Origin of the sequence: Sulfuricystis multivorans, assembly GCF_003966565.1 — a bacterium.
Lineage (GTDB): Bacteria > Pseudomonadota > Gammaproteobacteria > Burkholderiales > Rhodocyclaceae > Sulfuricystis > Sulfuricystis multivorans.
The window spans coordinates 1,748,315-1,765,366 of record NZ_AP018718.1 but is presented as its reverse complement, the minus strand read 5'-3'; the positions used below and the strand labels follow the sequence as shown (position 1 = coordinate 1,765,366).

General features: G+C 64.5%; 22 protein-coding genes. 12 read left to right on the top strand and 10 right to left on the bottom strand.

All coding sequences use genetic code 11. The annotated features are described in order from the left end of the window. Positions 1–3 precede the first annotated feature (3 nt). The 3 genes from EL335_RS08845 to EL335_RS08835 are packed head-to-tail and all read left to right on the top strand — an operon-like array spanning position 4 to position 1,754. A complete protein-coding gene (locus EL335_RS08845; RefSeq protein WP_126446064.1) occupies positions 4–342 on the top strand; it encodes a P-II family nitrogen regulator in 339 nt (112 codons plus the stop codon). 9 nt (positions 343–351) lie between these two features. Then, positions 352–1,101, top strand: coding sequence for a class I SAM-dependent methyltransferase (locus tag EL335_RS08840; protein ID WP_126446062.1), 750 nt, complete (start codon positions 352–354; stop codon positions 1,099–1,101). A 5-nt stretch (positions 1,102–1,106) separates the two neighbouring features. After that, positions 1,107–1,754, top strand: a complete 648-nt coding sequence (locus EL335_RS08835) for a hypothetical protein (RefSeq protein WP_126446059.1) — start codon at positions 1,107–1,109, stop codon at positions 1,752–1,754. On the opposite strand, the gene EL335_RS08830 is transcribed toward EL335_RS08835, so the two are convergent. From EL335_RS08830 to EL335_RS08820, 3 genes are all read right to left on the bottom strand, one after another. Next, on the bottom strand, positions 1,729–2,253 hold the full coding sequence (locus tag EL335_RS08830; RefSeq protein ID WP_126446057.1) for a nitrous oxide reductase accessory protein NosL: 525 nt from the start codon (positions 2,251–2,253) through the stop codon (positions 1,729–1,731). The two genes, EL335_RS08835 and EL335_RS08830, sit on opposite strands and share 26 nt — an antisense overlap. Beyond that, positions 2,253–2,879, bottom strand: coding sequence for a nitrous oxide reductase accessory protein NosL (locus EL335_RS08825; RefSeq protein WP_126446055.1), 627 nt, complete (start codon positions 2,877–2,879; stop codon positions 2,253–2,255). Before EL335_RS08825 ends, EL335_RS08830 begins: the two co-directional genes overlap by 1 nt. 93 nt (positions 2,880–2,972) lie before the next feature. Beyond that, positions 2,973–3,158, bottom strand: a complete 186-nt coding sequence (locus EL335_RS08820; RefSeq protein WP_284155302.1) for a hypothetical protein — start codon at positions 3,156–3,158, stop codon at positions 2,973–2,975. 121 nt (positions 3,159–3,279) lie between these two features. Here EL335_RS08820 and EL335_RS08815 point away from each other — a divergent pair, with 121 nt between their 5' ends. The 6 genes from EL335_RS08815 (at position 3,280) to EL335_RS08790 (ending at position 7,302) form a co-directional block, all read left to right on the top strand. Continuing rightward, complete coding sequence (locus tag EL335_RS08815; protein WP_126446053.1) at positions 3,280–3,687, top strand: DUF1924 domain-containing protein; 408 nt, start codon at positions 3,280–3,282, stop codon at positions 3,685–3,687. After that, complete coding sequence (locus tag EL335_RS08810; protein ID WP_126446051.1) at positions 3,684–4,181, top strand: diheme cytochrome c; 498 nt, start codon at positions 3,684–3,686, stop codon at positions 4,179–4,181. The genes EL335_RS08815 and EL335_RS08810 overlap by 4 nt, the downstream gene beginning before the upstream one ends. Position 4,182: 1 nt before the next feature. Next, positions 4,183–4,788: a cytochrome b/b6 domain-containing protein gene (locus EL335_RS08805; RefSeq protein WP_126446049.1), complete on the top strand. Its 606-nt coding sequence runs from the start codon at positions 4,183–4,185 to the stop codon at positions 4,786–4,788. A gap of 9 nt (positions 4,789–4,797) precedes the next feature. Then, the gene (locus EL335_RS08800) at positions 4,798–5,454 is read left to right on the top strand and encodes a response regulator (protein WP_126446047.1); all 657 of its coding nucleotides are present in this window, start codon (positions 4,798–4,800) and stop codon (positions 5,452–5,454) included. After that, on the top strand, positions 5,451–6,530 hold the full coding sequence (locus EL335_RS08795; protein ID WP_126446045.1) for an ATP-binding protein: 1,080 nt from the start codon (positions 5,451–5,453) through the stop codon (positions 6,528–6,530). The genes EL335_RS08800 and EL335_RS08795 overlap by 4 nt, the downstream gene beginning before the upstream one ends. 97 nt (positions 6,531–6,627) lie before the next feature. Continuing rightward, positions 6,628–7,302, top strand: a complete 675-nt coding sequence (locus EL335_RS08790; RefSeq protein ID WP_172600069.1) for a Crp/Fnr family transcriptional regulator — start codon at positions 6,628–6,630, stop codon at positions 7,300–7,302. A 47-nt stretch (positions 7,303–7,349) separates the two neighbouring features. Here EL335_RS08790 and EL335_RS08785 read toward each other — a convergent pair whose 3' ends face one another. Next, positions 7,350–7,769: an ExbD/TolR family protein gene (locus EL335_RS08785; RefSeq protein ID WP_126446041.1), complete on the bottom strand. Its 420-nt coding sequence runs from the start codon at positions 7,767–7,769 to the stop codon at positions 7,350–7,352. Then, positions 7,756–8,421: a MotA/TolQ/ExbB proton channel family protein gene (locus EL335_RS08780; RefSeq protein WP_126446039.1), complete on the bottom strand. Its 666-nt coding sequence runs from the start codon at positions 8,419–8,421 to the stop codon at positions 7,756–7,758. The genes EL335_RS08785 and EL335_RS08780 overlap by 14 nt, the downstream gene beginning before the upstream one ends. Positions 8,422–8,653: 232 nt before the next feature. On the opposite strand from EL335_RS08780, the gene EL335_RS14345 reads away from it, so the two are divergent. Both EL335_RS14345 and EL335_RS08770 read left to right on the top strand, forming a co-directional pair. Then, positions 8,654–8,911 (top strand): AbrB/MazE/SpoVT family DNA-binding domain-containing protein, encoded by a 258-nt coding sequence (locus tag EL335_RS14345; protein WP_172600068.1) that lies wholly within the window; start codon positions 8,654–8,656, stop codon positions 8,909–8,911. Beyond that, a complete protein-coding gene (locus tag EL335_RS08770; RefSeq protein WP_126446035.1) occupies positions 8,908–9,300 on the top strand; it encodes a type II toxin-antitoxin system VapC family toxin in 393 nt (130 codons plus the stop codon). Before EL335_RS14345 ends, EL335_RS08770 begins: the two co-directional genes overlap by 4 nt. Positions 9,301–9,305: 5 nt before the next feature. Here EL335_RS08770 and EL335_RS08765 read toward each other — a convergent pair whose 3' ends face one another. Next, positions 9,306–9,935: an energy transducer TonB gene (locus tag EL335_RS08765; RefSeq protein ID WP_126446033.1), complete on the bottom strand. Its 630-nt coding sequence runs from the start codon at positions 9,933–9,935 to the stop codon at positions 9,306–9,308. A gap of 76 nt (positions 9,936–10,011) precedes the next feature. Further along, a complete protein-coding gene (locus EL335_RS08760; protein WP_126446031.1) occupies positions 10,012–12,288 on the bottom strand; it encodes a TonB-dependent receptor in 2,277 nt (758 codons plus the stop codon). Between the two features lie 262 nt (positions 12,289–12,550). Between EL335_RS08760 and EL335_RS08755 the strand changes: the two genes are divergently transcribed. Next, positions 12,551–13,162: a tetratricopeptide repeat protein gene (locus tag EL335_RS08755; protein ID WP_172600067.1), complete on the top strand. Its 612-nt coding sequence runs from the start codon at positions 12,551–12,553 to the stop codon at positions 13,160–13,162. 219 nt (positions 13,163–13,381) lie between these two features. On the opposite strand, the gene EL335_RS08750 is transcribed toward EL335_RS08755, so the two are convergent. From EL335_RS08750 to EL335_RS08740, 3 genes are read right to left on the bottom strand one after another with little or no spacing between them, the layout of a single operon-like run. Further along, positions 13,382–14,056, bottom strand: coding sequence for a sulfite exporter TauE/SafE family protein (locus tag EL335_RS08750; protein WP_126446027.1), 675 nt, complete (start codon positions 14,054–14,056; stop codon positions 13,382–13,384). A gap of 12 nt (positions 14,057–14,068) precedes the next feature. Beyond that, positions 14,069–16,510, bottom strand: coding sequence for a heavy metal translocating P-type ATPase (locus tag EL335_RS08745; RefSeq protein WP_126446025.1), 2,442 nt, complete (start codon positions 16,508–16,510; stop codon positions 14,069–14,071). After that, the gene (locus EL335_RS08740; RefSeq protein ID WP_126446023.1) at positions 16,507–17,049 is read right to left on the bottom strand and encodes a hypothetical protein; all 543 of its coding nucleotides are present in this window, start codon (positions 17,047–17,049) and stop codon (positions 16,507–16,509) included. The genes EL335_RS08745 and EL335_RS08740 overlap by 4 nt, the downstream gene beginning before the upstream one ends. Positions 17,050–17,052 lie beyond the last annotated feature (3 nt).

Genomic DNA, 17,052 nt, shown 5'->3' with positions numbered 1-17,052 from the left:
GCCATGAAGAAAATCGAAGCGATCATCAAACCGTTCAAGCTCGACGAGGTGCGCGAAGCCCTCTCCGAAATCGGCGTCACCGGGCTGACCGTCACCGAGGTGAAAGGTTTCGGCCGTCAGAAAGGGCATACCGAGCTGTATCGCGGCGCCGAATACGTCGTCGATTTCCTGCCCAAGATCAAGATCGAGCTGGTCGTCGCCGAAGCCACGGTCGAGCCGGCCATCGAAGCGATCATCAAGGCGGCGCGCACCGGCAAGATCGGCGACGGCAAGATCTTCGTGATGCCGGTCGAGCAGGTGGTGCGTATCCGCACCGGCGAGACCGACGCCGCGGCGATTTGAGGCGCCCGGATGGATGCACCCCTCTCGAAGGAAGCGCAGCGCAAGCAGCGCTTCAGCCATTACTGGCAGAACGACCTCGATCCCGTCTTCACCGATGTCGCCAGCTATTACGATCGCGCCAATCAGGTTGCCAGTCTCGGCCTGTGGAACTGGTTCCTGCGCCATCACCTGGACCTGGTGGAGACAAGACCGGGGATGCGCGCGCTCGACATCTGTGCCGGCACCAATGCGGTCGGCATCGCACTCTTGAAACGCGAGCCGACACTCGAAGCCTATGCGCTCGATCGCAACGTCGCGATGCAGACCGTCGGCCGCCAGCGCGCCCAGGAGCGCGGCATGGTGATCCGCGCGACGATCGGCGACGTGCACCAGCTGCCTTATCCCGACGATCATTTCGACATCGTCACGCTGCAGTGGGCGTCGCGCCATCTGCGCCTCGACGAGGTGTTCGAGGAAGTGCGCCGCGTGCTCAAGCCAGGCGGGCATTTCCATCACTGCGACATGCTGCGTCCGCCGCACCCGCGTGTGGCGAAGCTGTATTTCGGCTATCTGCGCTTCTGTCTGAATTTCACCGCGGCGCTGTTCCGCAGCGGTGAACCGGCGCTCAACTGCCGCCAATACTTCATCGACGCGCTCGACAACTTCTATTCACCAGAGGAGTTTTCCGATCTGCTGCGCGCCCACGGCATGGTGAAAGTCGTCCATAAGAGCCTGCTGGCGGGCATGATCGGCGTGCATCGAGCGCAGAAACCGCTCTGAAAGAAATGCACAAGGCGAGGCTGCTCGCGGCGCTGAACCGGCAGCTACTCGAAACCTATAGCCGGCGCACCACGGCGGCCATCAGCGCGCGGCTGCCATTGCCTGCGGCGCTGCCGTGGCTGGATCGCCTGCTGGCGAGCAATGTCGCCAAGGAAGTGCGCAAGGATGCCGAGGTGATACACAGCGCAGCGCGAGCGGCAGTGCATCAGCAGGCGATCGATGATGCCGAGGTGGAACGTCTGTTACGGGTTGCCGCCGCCATCGACCGTGATTTCCTCATGACTGCACGCGGGCCGCTGGAAATCCCGATTCCCTACGAGCGGATCAATCCAGTGCGTCGAGCGCGCATCCGCCGTTTGTTCGAGGCCGTGCAACGCGTCTGCGCGGCCTGGCCGACGGGGCGCGGCCTGCGCGAGGCGCTCGCCGCAGCGTATCCAGGCGATGCCCTGGAGCGCCTGGTCGCCGATCTGCTGCTCTCGTATGCCCAGGAAACCCGCATCCTGGGCGAGGCGGTGCGAATGCCGGCGCTGCTGATGCCACTGCGCCAGCGCGTGCTCTCCGGGCTTTACGCGACGATGGAAAAAACCGCGCTGGCTCTGGCGCGAGAAGCGGCGAGCCTGTCGCGGCCTAAAGCTTTCCCTCGTCCAATTTGAACGGCATGTCCTGGGTGATCTGATCGAAACGCAGGATCCGTTTTCCCTTGTGCTCTTTCAGGAATTCCTCGGCATCCGCCTGACTGGCGAGCGGCACGAACTCGTGCCCCATCGGCCCGAGCACATCGGAGCCAATCACGTAAAAGGCCTTCTGCGCGTCGATCGACTGCAGGTTGTAGTAATCGGTGACGACCATCTGCGCGATCATCGCGCGGGAATGGTTGGGCGCATATTTCGGGGGGTCGAACCAGAATTTGAACATGTCCTTCGCGCCATCGAAGAAGTGCGTATGGCCATCCTTATAAACGATGGTCGCTACCCAATGCGGGTATTTCGAGACCAACATGCCGCAGACCGGACAGGTATCCTTCGGCCCTGGCTTGGGCAGCCGATCCAACGGTAGCGGCGCTTGCGCGGGCGAGTGCGCCGTCTGCGCGGCCGCCAAGGCCGCCCAGCCGCAAGCGCAGGCGCTGAGCAGGAATTGCCGGCGCGAAGGCATCAGTGGTGATGCTCCATCGCTTTGCCTTGCTGTTCCATCATCTTCTTGCGCCGCTCGGCGCGCAACTTGCGGATGCGAGCGACATCCTTGGCCATGTCGGTATAGGCCGCGAGCAATGCGCCATTGAAGTCGGTCAGCTCGCCGCCATTGGCGGCCTGCGCCGCCTTCGCCGCATCGGCATTGCCGTACGCAACCTTGCTGCGCGCGGTCATCACACCCGGAATCTTGCTGCCGACGAGGAAAGTCGCCTTATCGACTTCGACGAGCGGCTTGATGTCACCCGCGGCGGCATTGTCGCCGGCCCAGATCGCTTTCGGTTCGCGGTCGATGTTCAGCGACAGCGAGATCGCCGCGCAGTGCAAAGAGCAGGTGCCGTCCGCCAAGTCGTCCGAGTACTGAATCAGCATGCGCGAATGGTGGAACTGCTTGCGATCCATGCCACAGTAGGGGCACTTCGGATATTTCTCGATGTCATTGACGTGGGCCTGCGGGTCGGCCGGTTTCTTCGGGATGAACTGCATCGGGGTGCCATCGCCCTCGCAGACGGCGGCGTGGGCGGACTGTCCGCCCGCGGCGAGACCAGCGCCGGCGAGCAGGGTCAACTTGAGCGCTTCGCGACGATCCATGATGCTTCTCCTTCAGAGTTGATCATGCAATGCAATATAAGCGGTTCCGAACTGGATGGGATGCGACAAAATGTCGCAGAAGAGGCGGGATGGTCAGCACAGCCAAAGCCAGACGATGCCAGTCGTCATCGATGTCACCGGCACGCCGATCGCGCCGAGCAGCGCAGCTCCTGCACGGTCGAGCTTGAGCCTGGGCGGCCCGCCCAGGAACATTCCCAGATAGACGGGCGCGAAGATCGCGACGATGCCCCAGTCGGAAGGCAGATGATCGAGTGTCATGAGGCGCGGATTCTGTCCCGGAGGCAATGTCGGTTAAGTCTGGCTTAAGCCGGCTTTCATCGTCATTTAAGCGCGGGGCGGCAGACTCTCGCCATGTTCATCACCAAACAGGAGTCTGCCCATGAAAGCTTTCCCGTTGGTCATCCTCTCGCTTGCCGCCAGCACTGCCTTGGCCGCCACCCCTGCCGAGCTTCTGGCGACTTATCGTGCCGAAGCTGCCAAGGTGGCGCCGAATTTTCAACCTTCTGCCGGGCGCGGTGCCGAGTTCTTCGCGCGGCGTTTCGGGATATCCGCCAAGATGCCGGCCTGCACCAGTTGCCATACCGAGAAACCGACTCAAGCTGGCCGCCATGTCGTCACCGACAAGGCGATCAAGCCCATGGCGCCTGCCGCCAATTCGCAGCGCTTCACGGATCTGGCCAAGACCGAGAAGTGGTTCGGTCGCAACTGCAAGGAGGTCGTCGGCCGTGAATGCACGGCCGCGGAGAAGGCCGATTTCGTCGCCTTCATGATGGAGGCGCGGCCATGAAAATAAAAAATTTCTTCATCGGCATCGTGCTCGTCTCGCTCTCTGCCACGGCGCTGGCCGACAAGCATGGTCTGCCCGCCGATGCGCCGCCGGCCTATCAGGCCGAATGCGCGAGCTGCCATGTCGCTTATCCGCCTCGGCTTCTGACTGCCGACGATTGGCGGCGCGTGATGGCGAGCCTCGACAAACACTACGGCGACAACGCCAGCCTCGATGAGCCGACGCGGCGCGCCATCGAAGGCTTCCTCATCCGCAATGCCGGCAGCCCGTCGAAAGTCGGCGCTCGCAAGACGGCATCCGCTAGCGCGCTGCCGCGGCTCACTGCCACGCCCTGGTTCGAGCGCAAGCACCGCGAGGTGTCGCGCCGCGACTGGGCCCACCCCAAGGTGAAGACGCCGGCCAACTGCGCCGCCTGCCACACCCAAGCCGCGCAAGGCAGTTACCGCGAACGCGAGATCGTGATGCCGAGCGGCCGCCGCTGGGAAGGAGATTGAAATGGAGAAGATCCTCGTCTGGGATTGGCCGGTGCGGATCGGCCACTGGCTGATGGTCGGGGCCTTCGCCATTGCCTGGCTGACCGGCGATAGCGAAGAATGGCGGCTCATTCATGCGATGGCAGGCGGCACGCTGGTCGGCGCGATGCTGTTTCGTCTCCTGTGGGGTTTCATCGGCACTCGGCATGCGCGCTTTGCCAGCTTCGTGAGGGGCCCGATGGCCGCCTTCGCCTATCTCAAGGGATTGGTCACGGGCCATGCCGCGCATACCACCGGCCACAATCCGGCCGGCGGCTGGGCGATCCTGCTGCTCATCGCGCTGGGGCTGGCGACCGGCGGCACGGGTTGGTTGATCTACAACGATTGGGGTGGCCATTGGCTCGAGGAGCTGCACGAAGGGCTCGCGAATACCATGTTGACGGTCGTCGGTGTGCATGTGGCGGGCGTGGTGGTGGGCAGCCTCGCCCATCGCGAAAATCTGGTGCGGGCGATGATCACCGGCGAAAAACTGGGCGAAGTCTCCGAGGCGATCGCTTCCTCACGCGCCTGGGCGGTGCCCCTGTTGCTAGCCACCGCTTTGACCGCCGGCTGGTGGTTGTCACGCTAAACTGGTCCCATGCGCATATTGCTCGCCGAAGACGATCCGCAGCTGGGCGACGGCCTGATGGTGGGCTTGCGCCAGGAGGGCTACGCCGTCGATTGGGTGAAGGACGGCGCGACGGCCGATCTGGCGCTCAAAACCGAAGCCTATGATCTCCTCGTCCTCGATCTGGGTCTGCCGCGTCAAACGGGCATGGAGGTGCTCGCCGCCTTGCGCGCGCGCGGTCAGACGCTGCCAGTGCTGATTCTCACCGCGCGTGATGCGACCAGCGACAAGGTGCAAGGACTCGATGCCGGCGCCGACGATTACCTCGTCAAGCCGGTCGATCTCTATGAGCTCGCAGCCCGGGTGCGGGCGCTCGCCCGCCGCGCTGCGGGCCGCGCTCAACCAGTGCTCGAGGTAGGCGATCTGGCGCTCGATCCCGCCGCGCGGCAGGTGAGGCTGGCTGGAGCGCCGATCGAACTTTCCGCGCGGGAACTTGCGCTGTTGCAACTGTTGATGGAAAACGCAGGCCGGGTGATGACGCGCGCCCAGCTGGAGGCATCGCTCTACGGCTGGCGGGATGAGCCCGACAGCAATGCGCTCGAAGTGCATATCCACAATCTGAGAAAGAAGCTCGGCGCCGAACGCATCAAGACCCTGCGCGGCATCGGCTACACGATGCCGAAATGAACACACGCTGGTTTTCGCTGCGTCGCCGTCTGCTCACCTGGCTGCTCGCTGGCGTCACCGCCGGCTGGCTGGGAGCGGTTGGTTTTGCCTATGTCGAGACGCGCGAAGAGGTGCTGGAAATGCTCGAAAAGCGCGGTCATGACGACAAGCGCCTCGAACGACATGTGCACGAGGAGCTCGCCGAGCATCTGCTGAAAACGATGCTCACGCCGTTGCTGTTTGGCCTGCCGATCCTCGGCGCATGGATCTGGTTTGCCACCCGCCACGGTTTTCGCCCGCTCGACCAGATCGCCGCCGAGGTCGCCTGCCGCACGCCGGACCGGCTCGATCCGCTCGCGCCCGAGGCGGCGCCGGGCGAGATCCGCCCGCTCATCGATGCGATCAATGATCTGTTCGCGCGTCTGGCCAACTCGCTCGAGGCCGAGCGGCGCTTCACGAGTGATGCCGCCCACGAGCTGCGCACGCCGCTCGCCGCAATCGTCACGCAGGCGCAGGTGGCTGCGCGCGCCCGTGATGCGGCCGAGCGCGATCATGCCCTCGCGCAGTTGGTCACCGGCGCGCAACGGGCGCGCCACTTGGTCGAGCAGCTCCTGACGCTGGCGCGGCTCGATCCGGCGGCCGATCTGCCGATGAGTGAATTGCGCCTCGATCGGCTCGCCGCCGAAGTCTGCGCCGAGCATGGCGCGGCGGCGCTGGAGAAGAACATCGCGCTCACCCTCGATGCGCCGCAGGCGGTGACGCTCACCGGCGTCGATGCGATGCTGCGCGTGCTGCTCAGAAACCTGCTCGACAACGCGATCCGTTACACACCCGCAGGCGGCAAAGTCGGCGTTGGCGTGGCGGCACGGGGTGGACAAATCGAGCTTCGCGTCGCCGATGATGGGCCGGGCATTCCAGCGGATCAACACGCGCAAGCGCTGCGCCGCCTGCATCGTCTGGCCGGTCAGGACATCGAAGGCTGTGGGCTGGGCTTGTCGATCGTCGCACGCATCGCCGAGCTGCACCATGCTCGGCTCGAAATGGGCGAGGGCTTGGAGGGCAGGGGGTTGAGCGTCACGGTGAAATTCGGCGCATAGGAATATTCCGGCGCGGAAAATCGGAACCCGCCCAATCGGCAAGTCGGCTGCGGCTCGGTAGCATGCCGGGCATCGCATCCCGATGGAGCAGCCAGCCATGTCTTGCCTGGAATTGCGGGGAATCCCCTTCTTTTCGGAACTGCCAGCGGCCTTGCTGACCGAGTTGGCCGCTGCGACACGGGAGAAACGTTACGAAAAGGATGAACTGATCATCATCAAAGGCGATCGTCCGACCGGCATGTATGCAGTACTTTCCGGCGTCGTCAAGTTGGCTTGCCAGTCGCCGGCCGGCGAGGAGCGGGTCATCGATTTGGTAGGCAGCGGCGAAGTGTTCGGCGTTTCGACCGTCCTGCTCGGCAATGCCTACCCTTACCTGGCGGCTGCGCTTTCCCCGACGCGGCTGTTGCATATCGATGCCGAGGCCGTACTCGCTTTGTCCGGTCGCTCGGCGCAGTTCGCCAAACGTCTGCTCGTCAAGCTTTCCATGCGACTCTATGCCCGCATGCGCGACCTCGAAGATTTCCGCTTGCATCCACCTGTGAAAAGGCTGGCCAGTTATCTGGTCAACGAGGGTGCCGAATCCTGTGGTGACGGCACGGTGATCAGCTTTTGCGCACCGAAGCACGTCATCGCGTCGCGGCTAGGCATGACGCCCGAGGCACTATCGCGTTGTCTGCGCGAACTATCGGACAGCGGTGCGATTTCGGTTGGCAGCGATCACGTGCGGGTGCTCGATGCCCAGCGCCTGCGCGAAATCAGCGCCAGACAGTAAATCGCAGAGTTTGTCATCGCTTGCCGTCCCGCCGGCGCCGACTTTCGCTACTCGGCCGTCGGTTCGCTGACGAAGCCGATCCTGACCATGCCGGCTTTCGCCGCCGCGGCCATTACCTGAGCTACCTTTTCGTAATGCACGAGCCGGTCGGCGCGGATGTGCAATTCGGGCTGCGGCTGTTTCGCCGCCTCGAGCGCGAAACGCGCCGGCAAAGCCTCCAGCGGGACTGGCTCGCCGTTCCAGAACAGGCTGCCGTCTTCGCGGATGCCGAATTCGATGTGCTCCGGCTTCGTGATATTGGCCTGGCTCGACGCCTTGGGCAGATCGATCTTCACCGCATGGGTGAGGATCGGCGCGGTGACGATGAAGATCACCAACAGCACCAGCATCACGTCGACCAGCGGCACGACGTTCATCGTTGCCATCGGCTCGTCGTGATGGCGGCGCGAGATGTCAGCCTTGGCCATGTTGCACCGCCAGTTCGAGATAGAGCCGATGGGCGAAGGATTCGAGACGATTGAGCCACAGGCGGTTCCTGCGCTGGAAGGCGTTGTAGGCCAGCACCGCCGGAATCGCCACCGCCAGACCCAGCGCGGTCATGATCAGCGCTTCGCCCACGGGGCCGGCCACCTTGTCGAGCGTGCCCTGGCCACTCATGCCGATCTGCACCAGCGCGTGATAGATGCCCCAGACCGTGCCGAACAGACCGATGTAGGGTGCGGCCGATCCAGCGGTGGCGAGGATCGTCAGGCCATGCTCGGCGCGCATCATTTCGGCATCGATCGCGTTGTTGAGGCTGCGGGTGAGCACCTCCTCGAAAGCGGCATCGTTTTTCTTGCCCGCGCAGCGGCTTATGACGGATCTCGCTTCCGCCACGAGCCGGGCGAGCGCATGGGGCTCATCGTCCGGCAGGGCATCGAGCGTCTTTGTGCTGTCGAAGCGCGCTTCATAGGCTTGCGCGCGCCGCTTGGCGAGCCAGTTGTCGAGCGTGCGGGTGACGATCAGATACCAGCTGGCGACCGAGAGAAGCAACAGCAGCGCCAGCACCGTCTTGCCGACGCCATCGCATTGCGCGAGAAAGTGGGCAAAGCCGAAGCCGTCGAAATGATTCGGTTCCATGAATGATGTTCCTTACTCCAGGTAGGCGTCAGAATTGACAGGTTATGCTTACTGCGGATAATAGGTAAGGGAAACGCTGAATAAGTTGCTGCGCGGGCGCATCGCTGCGTTGCGCGGTGCTCGCTCCCTCGCCTATCTTATTGATATGTCTCGGTCGCTGCGCTCCGTGCGCCTTGCGCTGCATCCCGCTCGCGGCCTTCTTCAGCGTTTCCTAAGAGTTAATGGGACTCCTATGCTTGCTACCGTTACCGATAAAGGCCAGGTCACCGTGCCGAAGGCAATTCGCGATCGCATCGGCATCGTGCCGGGCAGCCGGCTCGATTTCGAGCTCATGAGCGATGGCAGCCTGCGGGTGCGGGTACTCGCGCACGGCGCCGACAATCTGTTCGGCCTGCTGCAGCGACCGGGTATCGAGGCGCAAAGCATCGAAGCGATGGATGCGGGCATCGCCGCGGCGGCCCGGGATCGCAATGCGCAGGCAAAGCGGTGATCGCCCTCGATACCAACGTGCTGGTGCGCCTTCTGACGCGCGATGATGAGGCGCAAGCGCAGCGTGCCAAGGCGGCCTTCGATGCCCATGCGCGAGAAGGAAGCTTGTTCGTTTCCGACATCGTGCTGGTCGAGCTGTGCTGGGTGCTTACGCGCAGCTACGGAATGATGCGAGCCGACATCTCCCGCGCGGTGCGGGCTTTGTTGGACAATGCCAGCATCACGCTCGAATCGCCCAAAGCCGTCCAAGATGCGCTGACCCATTTCGAAGCGGGCGGCCCGGATTTTCCCGATTGCTTGATCGTCGCCAAGGCCAATCACGCTGGCTGCCGCGCCATCTTGAGTTTCGATCGTCGCATGATCGGGCTTGCCGGCGTCGAAATACTGTAGCGCGATCATTGCAGCAAGAATTTGAAGGGTTGCAGCGCCACCGCGCGCACCGGCTGGCCATTGCGGCGGGCCGGCTCGCAGCGCCAGGTTTTCACGGCCGCGAGCGCGGCCTCGTCGAGGCGTGAAAACCCGCTGCTGGTCTTGACTTGTGCCGAGACTACCGCGCCGGTTTCATCGAGTTCGACGCGCAGCACCACCGTGCCTTCCTCGCCCAGTCGCCGGGCGATCGCCGGATAGCTGGGTGGCGTGCGCTCGGGACAGGCAACGGAAAGCTCGCTGCCCAAGGCGACCGGTCCGGCCGGCAATGCGGGCGCCGGCGCGGGTGGGGGAGGCGGCGCGAGGGGCGCCTCGATGCGTGGCGGCTCCGGAGGCGGTGGCGGGGCGACGTAGTCCGTGGGGGCGACGATGGGCGTTTGGGCGACCAGCCTGGGCGCGGGCTGTGGCGTCGGTTTGGGCTTCGTAACTTTCGGGGGCGGCGATGGTTCGGGCTTTTTCACGGGCGCGGGCGGCGCGATGAAATTCACGAACAACGTCATCGCCTCGTGCGGGGCGGGAATCAGCCGGTGCTGCCAGAGCGCCCAGAGGATCGCGGCATGCAGGAGCAGGACGAAAGACAGGCTGAACACGCGTTGCATTGCCAAGCGATGTCGTGAGAAGACGAACGCCGGCGCGAGGCCGGCGTCGCAATGGTAAATCGAAATATTACGCCGTTCAGAACGTGTAGTTGAAGCCGGCATAGAGCGAGCGCCCCGGGCCGGGCACTGCGGTGCCCCACTGCGGATAGTTGGGCAGGGCCGGATTGGTCATCGTCGTGCCTTGGCCAGTGTAGGCGCCGCCGGTCGGCAGGTAGTAGAGCCGGTCGAACAGGTTCTCGACGCCGAAATCCACGCGTGCCTGCTTCCACGAGTAGCTCGCGCGCAGATTGACGAGACTGTAGCCCGGCGTCTTGATTTCGTTCCTGACGTCGGAGACCTTGTCCTTGCCCTTGACCATCACGAGTTCCACGGCGTTGTCCCAACCAGCGTACTTGTGGGTGAGCGTCAGCTTCGCGTTGAGCGGCATGATGTTGTAGAGATCATCCCCCGTATCGCGGTTCTTGCCGTTGGTGTAGTTGATGAGGCCCTTGAGCCCCCATTCGCCGAAGCCGGTCTTGCCGAGCGGCAGCTTGCCGGAGAGGTCCAGGCCATAGAGCCGCGCATCCTGGTTCATGTATTTGAGGACGGTGAAGCGATTGGTGAGCAAAGGCGTTTGCGGCGCGTTGGTCGTGGCGTTCCACTGCACGGCATCGATGTAGTCGGCGACTCGCGTGTAGTAAGGCGTCGCCTTGAACTCCCAGGCTCGGTCCTGCGCGTGCCAGTCGAAGGTGGCGGAGAGCGTGTTCGCTTTTTCCTTCTTCAGATCGAGATTGCCGACATAGCCGTTGCCGTCGCCGACGAAATTGTTCATCAGCGCCGCCATCTGCCAGGTCGACCACGGATAGAGCTCGTAGAGGCTCGGCGCGCGCTCTTTGTGCGCGAAGCCGAATTCGATCTCCTGCGTCGTGCTCGGCGTGTAGCGGGCCAGCAGCGTCATGTCCCAGTTGTCGAAGCTGCGCTTGTGGTCGCGGGCGTTGAATGCATCACCGTCGCGTTTTTGATAGTTGAGATTCGGCGCCGTGCCGTTCGTATTGGGGTTATAACCACTTGCCGCGCCGGCATCGGTCGTCACGTGCTCATAGCGCAGCCCGGCGAGCGTCATCCATTGCGGAGAAAGCTTCGCCTCCCATTCGCCGAACAGCGCCGTGCGGTCGCGTTGGCCGTCGCGGATGTTCCAGAAGGTGCCCGGCCACATGCCGCCGCCGGAGGGCGGCCACCAGTCGTCGAGCCGGTAGCGATGGAGCTCGGCGCCGACGCGCAGCAGATCTTTCTGCGACAGCGCGATGTCGGCCGCAAGCTTGGCGCCATCGGCCTTGCTCTGCGTATACATCGGCATTCCCGTGGCGCAGGTTGACCCGATGGGCGAGCAGGGCGTGCCGTTGAAAGCCGCGCTGCCGCCGGAAGCCGTGCCATACCAATAGCGCTTGTCCTCGCCGAAGTCCATGAAGTGATCGACGTCTTCGTGCCAGACGCGCGCATCGAACCGGCCCCAGGCGAAGCGGCCGAGATAATGCAGGTTGATCTTGGTGCTCTCGTTGTCGAGCATGTCCATGCGCTGGTTCGGATAGAGCTGGTAAGGCATGTCCTGGACATTCAGCTTGGCCTCGACGAGATGGTTGCCGCCCTTGAAGGCCACGCCCAGCGTGTGGTTGCGCGTTTCATAGGCGGTGGAGCCGACCTTGTCGCGCCCCAGTGTGTGGCCGATGCGACCGGTGAAATCGTAGTTCTTGAAATCACCGCCGGCCTTGTAGTCGTCCGACTTGGCGATCGCGCCGCTATAGCTGACATTCAAAGACTCGGTGGCGTAGCTCGCCGAGAGGTTGGCGCCGCTGGCATTGCCGTTGCTGCGGTAGAACGCCCCGACTTCGCCGCCGAAGAGGCTGCCCTGGCCGGGCGCGGCGAATTTGGGCGGCGGGCTGTCGACCTGGATCGCGCCGCCGATCGCATCGCCGCCGGTGGAGACCGGCGCAATACCTGCCCAGACCTTGATCGCGCCGACCTGGGTCGGGTCGATGTAGGAGAGCGGCGTGTTCATGTGGTTCGGGCAAGCGGCATAGAGGTCCATGCCGTCGACAGTCAGCCGCAACCGCTCGTCGGCCAGGCCATGCACGATCGGCAGTGAGGAGACGCCGCCGGCGCCTTGCAGACTGACGCCGGGAATGTCGCGCAATAGTTGCGCCGTGTCACTGGTGGCCGGGCGCAGGGTTTGCAAAGTGTCGAAGCCCACCTTGCCGGCAGCGGTTTCTTCCTTGGCGCCGGTGACGACGACGGTCGACAGCGTGGTGTCGGCGGCCTGGACCGCAAAGGATAGTGCCGCGAGCGCGGCGGCGAGGGTTGCGCGTTTCAATGACATCCCGATCTCCTGGAAGCGTGCAAAAAACCAGCACGGATTCTAGGAAGCCGAGCGCGCTGTCCTCTGCGACATATCGTCGCAGCTTGGCGCTTTTCTGCGGATGTTCTTGACATCGATCAAGCCATGCCGCCCTGCCAGCGCCGGTTTCACGACGGTTGCGACAAACTGCCGCGCGACGATTTGTCCAATTTCCAGCATCAGACAGAGCGCCTAGCATTGGGAAAAATCAAAGAGGAATGCTGCGATGACGAGGAAATCTCTGATGAAATCTCTTTTGATGGCGGGCGTGGTGATCCAAGCCTTGGCGGCTTTCCATGCGCAAGCGGGTGAGCCACGAGAAGCCGAGTTCTACCGCGCGGCGAAGCTGCATTTCGCCGGCGAAACCGCAGCGGCGGTGCAGATCTGGAAGAAATGGGCCGAGCAGGGCGATGTCGATGCCGCCTACAATCTCGCGGTGATCCACCAGCATGCCGATGGCGTGGCCTACGACCCCGCCCAGGCGCTCGCCTGGTATCGCATCGCCGCGGAGCGCGGTGACAAGGCGGCGCAATATGCGCTCGGCCAGATGTACTTGAAAGGCGAGGGTGTAGCGGCCGATGAAGCGAAGGCGCACGAATGGTTTACCGCCAACCGCCGCCATCACCTGCATCATCTGCACACCCCGCAATTCCAGCAATGGCGCAAACAGGCGCAAGCCCTGATCGAAGAACGCGATCGGCGCGAGGCTTTTGTGCGCTCACGGCAGAACGACGCGCAGATTCTTGCCGACCTGCAACGGCGGGCAGGCATCGGCGCCGCGCAGTCCGCCGTTGCCGCCAGGATAGAGCTCGCGGCACATGTCAATTCGCCGGCGGACGAGTCAGAACGGCAATAACCGGCGCATGCCCAACAGGATCAGGCCGTTGCGTCGTTGGAATCGGACGCACACTTGGCGCTCATTGCGCTTTGCAGAGCAAGACATCGTTTCGCCTCCCGTTGCGATTCATCGAAGAGGGGCGAAGCCTATGACTTTGGTGCGAGGCCGAGAAGTGACAAAACGTCGCAGGGAGCAGGGTTTTTGCGGCCTGGCTTGATTTCGATCAAGCCGGGCGGGTCAACCCACCAGCCGCGACATGACGAGGAAGTAGCGCAGCCCTTGCCAGAAGGTCGACACGCCGAGCGCGATGACGGTGAGCGCGGCGGCTTTGAGCAACCCGCCGCGCAAGGCGGGCCCGAGCTTGCCGAACAGCAGTGAAGCCGACAGCATCGAGGGCAGCGTGCCGGCGCCGAAGGCGAGCATCAGCAGCATGCCTTCGGGCGGCGTAGGGGCGGTGGTGGCCTTGACGGCCATCGCCAGCGTCATCGAGCAGGGCATCAGGCCGTTGATCGCGCCACCGATCAGGCTGCCGACGATGGGTCCCTTTTGCGTCGCGGTCATGAACTGCCGGCGCAGCCAGGAAAGCGGCGCAAAGCCGAAGGCGTTGCGGATCGGCGCCAGACCCAAGAGGTCGAGGCCGAGCAGGATGACGATGAGGCCGGCGACGATCTGCAAGGCGCCCTGCGCTAGTCCCAGGCGGCCGGTGGAGACGAGCGCGCTGCCCAGCAGCGCGGCGATCAGGCCAATGGTGGCATAGACCGCGATGCGGCCGGTGTGGTAGCCGAGATAGGGCCACGGCCCGCGTGCGTTCAGTTTCAGGAAGAAAGCCGAAACCAGCCCGCCACACATGCCCAGGCAGTGTCCGCTGCCCAAGAGGCCCACCATGAAGGCGGCTCCAAAGGAGATGTCCATCGCGAACGCCGGCTATTTCCGCTGCAAGCGCAGCGAGTTGGTGACCACCGAAACCGAGCTCATCGCCATCGCAGCGGCGGCGATCATCGGGTTCAAACGCCCGGCCGCCGCGACGGGGATGGCGACGAGGTTGTAACCGAGCGCCCAGAAGAGATTCTGGCGCACGATGGCCATCGTGCGGCGCGAGAGCTCGATGGCAGCGGCGAGGCGGGCGATGTCGCCGCCCAGGATCGTCACGTCGGCGGCTTCCACCGTGATGTCGGCACCGCCGCCGATCGCAAAACCGACCGCCGCCGCCGCGAGCGCCGGCGCGTCGTTGATGCCGTCGCCGATCATGCCGACCTTGCGGCCTTCCGATTCGAGTCGTTCGACGAGGGCGAGCTTGTCGGCGGGCGTCGCGCGCGCCATCACCTCATCGATGCCCACTTCCCGGGCGACATGGCGTGCGGCTGCCTCGACATCCCCGGTCGCCATGATCGTTCTGAGCCCTAAGCGGTGAAGCAGCGCGATCGCCGCTTTCGCTCCTTCGCGCGGCGTGTCGGCGATCGCGAATAGCGCCACGCAAGTCTCATCGAGGGCGACGAACACCGGCGTCTTGCCTTGGGCGGCAAAAGCGTCGGCCTGCGCGGCAAAGGCCGCGCAGTCGATGCCTGCGGCCTCCAGGAAAGCGGCATTGCCGATGCGGATCGTGCCTGACTCGCTCTTTGCCATGACGCCGAGGCCGGGGGTGGCGACGAAGTCGACCGTCGGCGCTGGCGACACGGCACGCGCCTGGCAATAAGCGCCGAGTGCGCGGGCGAGGAAGTGTTCGGAACGCTGCTCGGCGCCGGCGACGAGGGCGAGCAGCCGGCTGGCGTCGATGTCGGCGGCGGGTAGAAAGTCGGTGACGACGGGATGGCCCGCCGTGATCGTGCCGGTCTTGTCGAACACCAGTGTGTCGAGCGTGGCGGCCGTCTCCAGCGCCTCGCCGTTGCGGATATAGATACCGCGCCGCGCCGCTTCGCCCATGCCGACCATGATCGCGGTCGGCGTGGCGAGCCCCAGCGCACAGGGACAGGCGATCAGGAGCACCGCGACGGCGTGCGAGAGCGCCCGCGCCAGCGGATGGCCAGCGGCGAGCCAGCCGAGGAAAGTGGCGCCGGCGATCATGCCGACGGCCGGCACGAAGCGCGCCGAGATGCGGTCGGCGAGCTTTTGCACCGGCAGCTTGCTGCCTTGCGCATGATCGACGAGCCGGACGATGCCGGCGAGCACGGTGTCCGTGCCGGTGGCGGTGACGCGCAGCGTGAAGCTGCCGGCGACGTTCAACGTGCCGCCGACCACCGGATCGCCGGCACGCTTGCTCACCGGCAGCGGCTCGCCGCTGACGAGCGACTCATCGACGCTGCCGGAACCCTCGCTGACGAGGCCATCGGTCGGCACCTTGTCGCCGGGGCGCACGCGCAGCACATCGCCGACTTTCACGTCATCGATGCTCACCACGGCGTCGCCGGCGTCGGTCACCCGGATCGCGGTGTTGGGCTGCAGCTCGATCAGCTTGCGGATCGCTTCCGACGCCTTGCCTTTCGCGCGCTCTTCCATGTAGCGACCGCCGAGCACGAAGCTGACGATCGCCGCCGCCGATTCGAAATAGACATGATGCTGCGCCGAGAAGACGCCCGGCAGGCTGTAGAGATAAGCTGCGCCGGCGCCTAGCGCGATCAGCGTGTCCATGTTCGCCTCGCGCTCTTTGGCAAGTGCCCAGGCCTTTTTGAAGATCTCACCGCCGGGGCCGGCGAGCACGTAGGTCGATAGCGCGAGCTCGAGAACACGCAGCGGCAGCAAGCGGTGCATCGCCATGCCGGAGAGCATCACCGGCACAGTGGCGATGGCGGCGTAAAGCAGCTTGCGCTTGGCGGTGGTCAAACGTTCCTTCTCGCGCTCGACGAGCAGCCGCCGCTGCGCCAGCGTATCCATTGGCCGGGCGGCATAGCCGAGCTTCCTTATGGCGGCGAAGAGCTCCTCTTTCGTGATGCGGCCTTTCACCGTCACGGTCTCAGCGGCGTAATTGACGGCGGCGAGCTCGATACGCGGATCGCGCTTGAGCGAGAGCTCGATGAGCGCCGCGCAGGAGGCGCAGGTCATGCCCTCCACGGCGGCGAGACATTCCTGAACGGGTTGGGTCGGATCGACGGCCAAAGTCGGCGGCTCCAAGACGGCACGCCTGGCCGGCGCGGCGACGAGGTTGCCGATCACCGCATCGACGAGTGCGACGAGGCGGGGTTCGGGTAACAGCGCCGCGTCGTATTGAATCGTCAGCGAGCCGATCTCCTGCACGCAGCGCACCTGGCGAATCGCCGCGTGCTTGCGCAGCAGGATTTCCACCAGGTAGCAGCGTTCCGGGTTCTTGACGAGCGGCGGGGCGATCAGGCGCAGGCGCCAGGGCAGCCGATGGACGATGCGGAAATGCTTCACGTCTTGCGGTAGCGGACCAGCAGGAAGACGAGATAGAACACCGTCAGCCAGGCATTCGCGTATTTGACCGGATCCTTGATCCAGCGATTGACGATCAAGTCCCAATGCACCTTGATCAGGTAGAAGGCGACGATGTCGTTCGCAAAGTTGGTGAGCGCCTTCTCGGTCGTCGCAGTCTCGACGAGCGGACGGAAACGCGCCGGTGCGGCGGCGATCAGCCGCTCGCGCAGGTCGCCGAGGCGTTCGGCGAGCCCGGGCGCGGGTTCCGCAGCCGCCACGGCAGCCGGCGCAGTCTCGGGCAGATCGGCGACGAGCATCTTGATGCGGCGGGCGATTTCGGCATGGGTGAGGCGCTGTGGATCGAAACGGATCGCCAGCTTGCCCTCGACCGTCAGCCAGGTGATGCGCTCGATGCCGGCAAGCACGGACAGGCCGCTTTCGAGCATCGCGCCGACCTGAGCACTACGGCAGGCGGCCGGCAGGCGCAGCCGCAGATAGCCGCTGTCGCGCTGCAAGACCTCGATGCTGCGGGCATCCATCGG

What these genes read in the sequence shown, in the direction of transcription:
- EL335_RS08840 (WP_126446062.1), top strand. Translation starts at nt 352, where the DNA reads ATGGATGCACCCCTCTCGAAGGAAGCGCAGCGCAAGCAGCGCTTCAGC.
- EL335_RS08795 (WP_126446045.1), top strand. Translation starts at nt 5,451, where the DNA reads ATGAACACACGCTGGTTTTCGCTGCGTCGCCGTCTGCTCACCTGGCTG.
- EL335_RS08820 (WP_284155302.1), bottom strand. Translation starts at nt 3,158, where the DNA reads ATGACACTCGATCATCTGCCTTCCGACTGGGGCATCGTCGCGATCTTC.
- EL335_RS08765 (WP_126446033.1), bottom strand. Translation starts at nt 9,935, where the DNA reads ATGCAACGCGTGTTCAGCCTGTCTTTCGTCCTGCTCCTGCATGCCGCG.
- EL335_RS08790 (WP_172600069.1), top strand. Translation starts at nt 6,628, where the DNA reads ATGTCTTGCCTGGAATTGCGGGGAATCCCCTTCTTTTCGGAACTGCCA.
- EL335_RS08740 (WP_126446023.1), bottom strand. Translation starts at nt 17,049, where the DNA reads ATGGATGCCCGCAGCATCGAGGTCTTGCAGCGCGACAGCGGCTATCTG.
- EL335_RS08815 (WP_126446053.1), top strand. Translation starts at nt 3,280, where the DNA reads ATGAAAGCTTTCCCGTTGGTCATCCTCTCGCTTGCCGCCAGCACTGCC.
- EL335_RS08750 (WP_126446027.1), bottom strand. Translation starts at nt 14,056, where the DNA reads ATGGACATCTCCTTTGGAGCCGCCTTCATGGTGGGCCTCTTGGGCAGC.
- EL335_RS08800 (WP_126446047.1), top strand. Translation starts at nt 4,798, where the DNA reads ATGCGCATATTGCTCGCCGAAGACGATCCGCAGCTGGGCGACGGCCTG.
- EL335_RS08825 (WP_126446055.1), bottom strand. Translation starts at nt 2,879, where the DNA reads ATGGATCGTCGCGAAGCGCTCAAGTTGACCCTGCTCGCCGGCGCTGGT.
- EL335_RS08785 (WP_126446041.1), bottom strand. Translation starts at nt 7,769, where the DNA reads ATGGCCAAGGCTGACATCTCGCGCCGCCATCACGACGAGCCGATGGCA.
- EL335_RS08760 (WP_126446031.1), bottom strand. Translation starts at nt 12,288, where the DNA reads ATGTCATTGAAACGCGCAACCCTCGCCGCCGCGCTCGCGGCACTATCC.
- EL335_RS14345 (WP_172600068.1), top strand. Translation starts at nt 8,654, where the DNA reads ATGCTTGCTACCGTTACCGATAAAGGCCAGGTCACCGTGCCGAAGGCA.
- EL335_RS08830 (WP_126446057.1), bottom strand. Translation starts at nt 2,253, where the DNA reads ATGCCTTCGCGCCGGCAATTCCTGCTCAGCGCCTGCGCTTGCGGCTGG.
- EL335_RS08780 (WP_126446039.1), bottom strand. Translation starts at nt 8,421, where the DNA reads ATGGAACCGAATCATTTCGACGGCTTCGGCTTTGCCCACTTTCTCGCG.
- EL335_RS08835 (WP_126446059.1), top strand. Translation starts at nt 1,107, where the DNA reads ATGCACAAGGCGAGGCTGCTCGCGGCGCTGAACCGGCAGCTACTCGAA.
- EL335_RS08755 (WP_172600067.1), top strand. Translation starts at nt 12,551, where the DNA reads ATGAAATCTCTTTTGATGGCGGGCGTGGTGATCCAAGCCTTGGCGGCT.
- EL335_RS08810 (WP_126446051.1), top strand. Translation starts at nt 3,684, where the DNA reads ATGAAAATAAAAAATTTCTTCATCGGCATCGTGCTCGTCTCGCTCTCT.
- EL335_RS08845 (WP_126446064.1), top strand. Translation starts at nt 4, where the DNA reads ATGAAGAAAATCGAAGCGATCATCAAACCGTTCAAGCTCGACGAGGTG.
- EL335_RS08805 (WP_126446049.1), top strand. Translation starts at nt 4,183, where the DNA reads ATGGAGAAGATCCTCGTCTGGGATTGGCCGGTGCGGATCGGCCACTGG.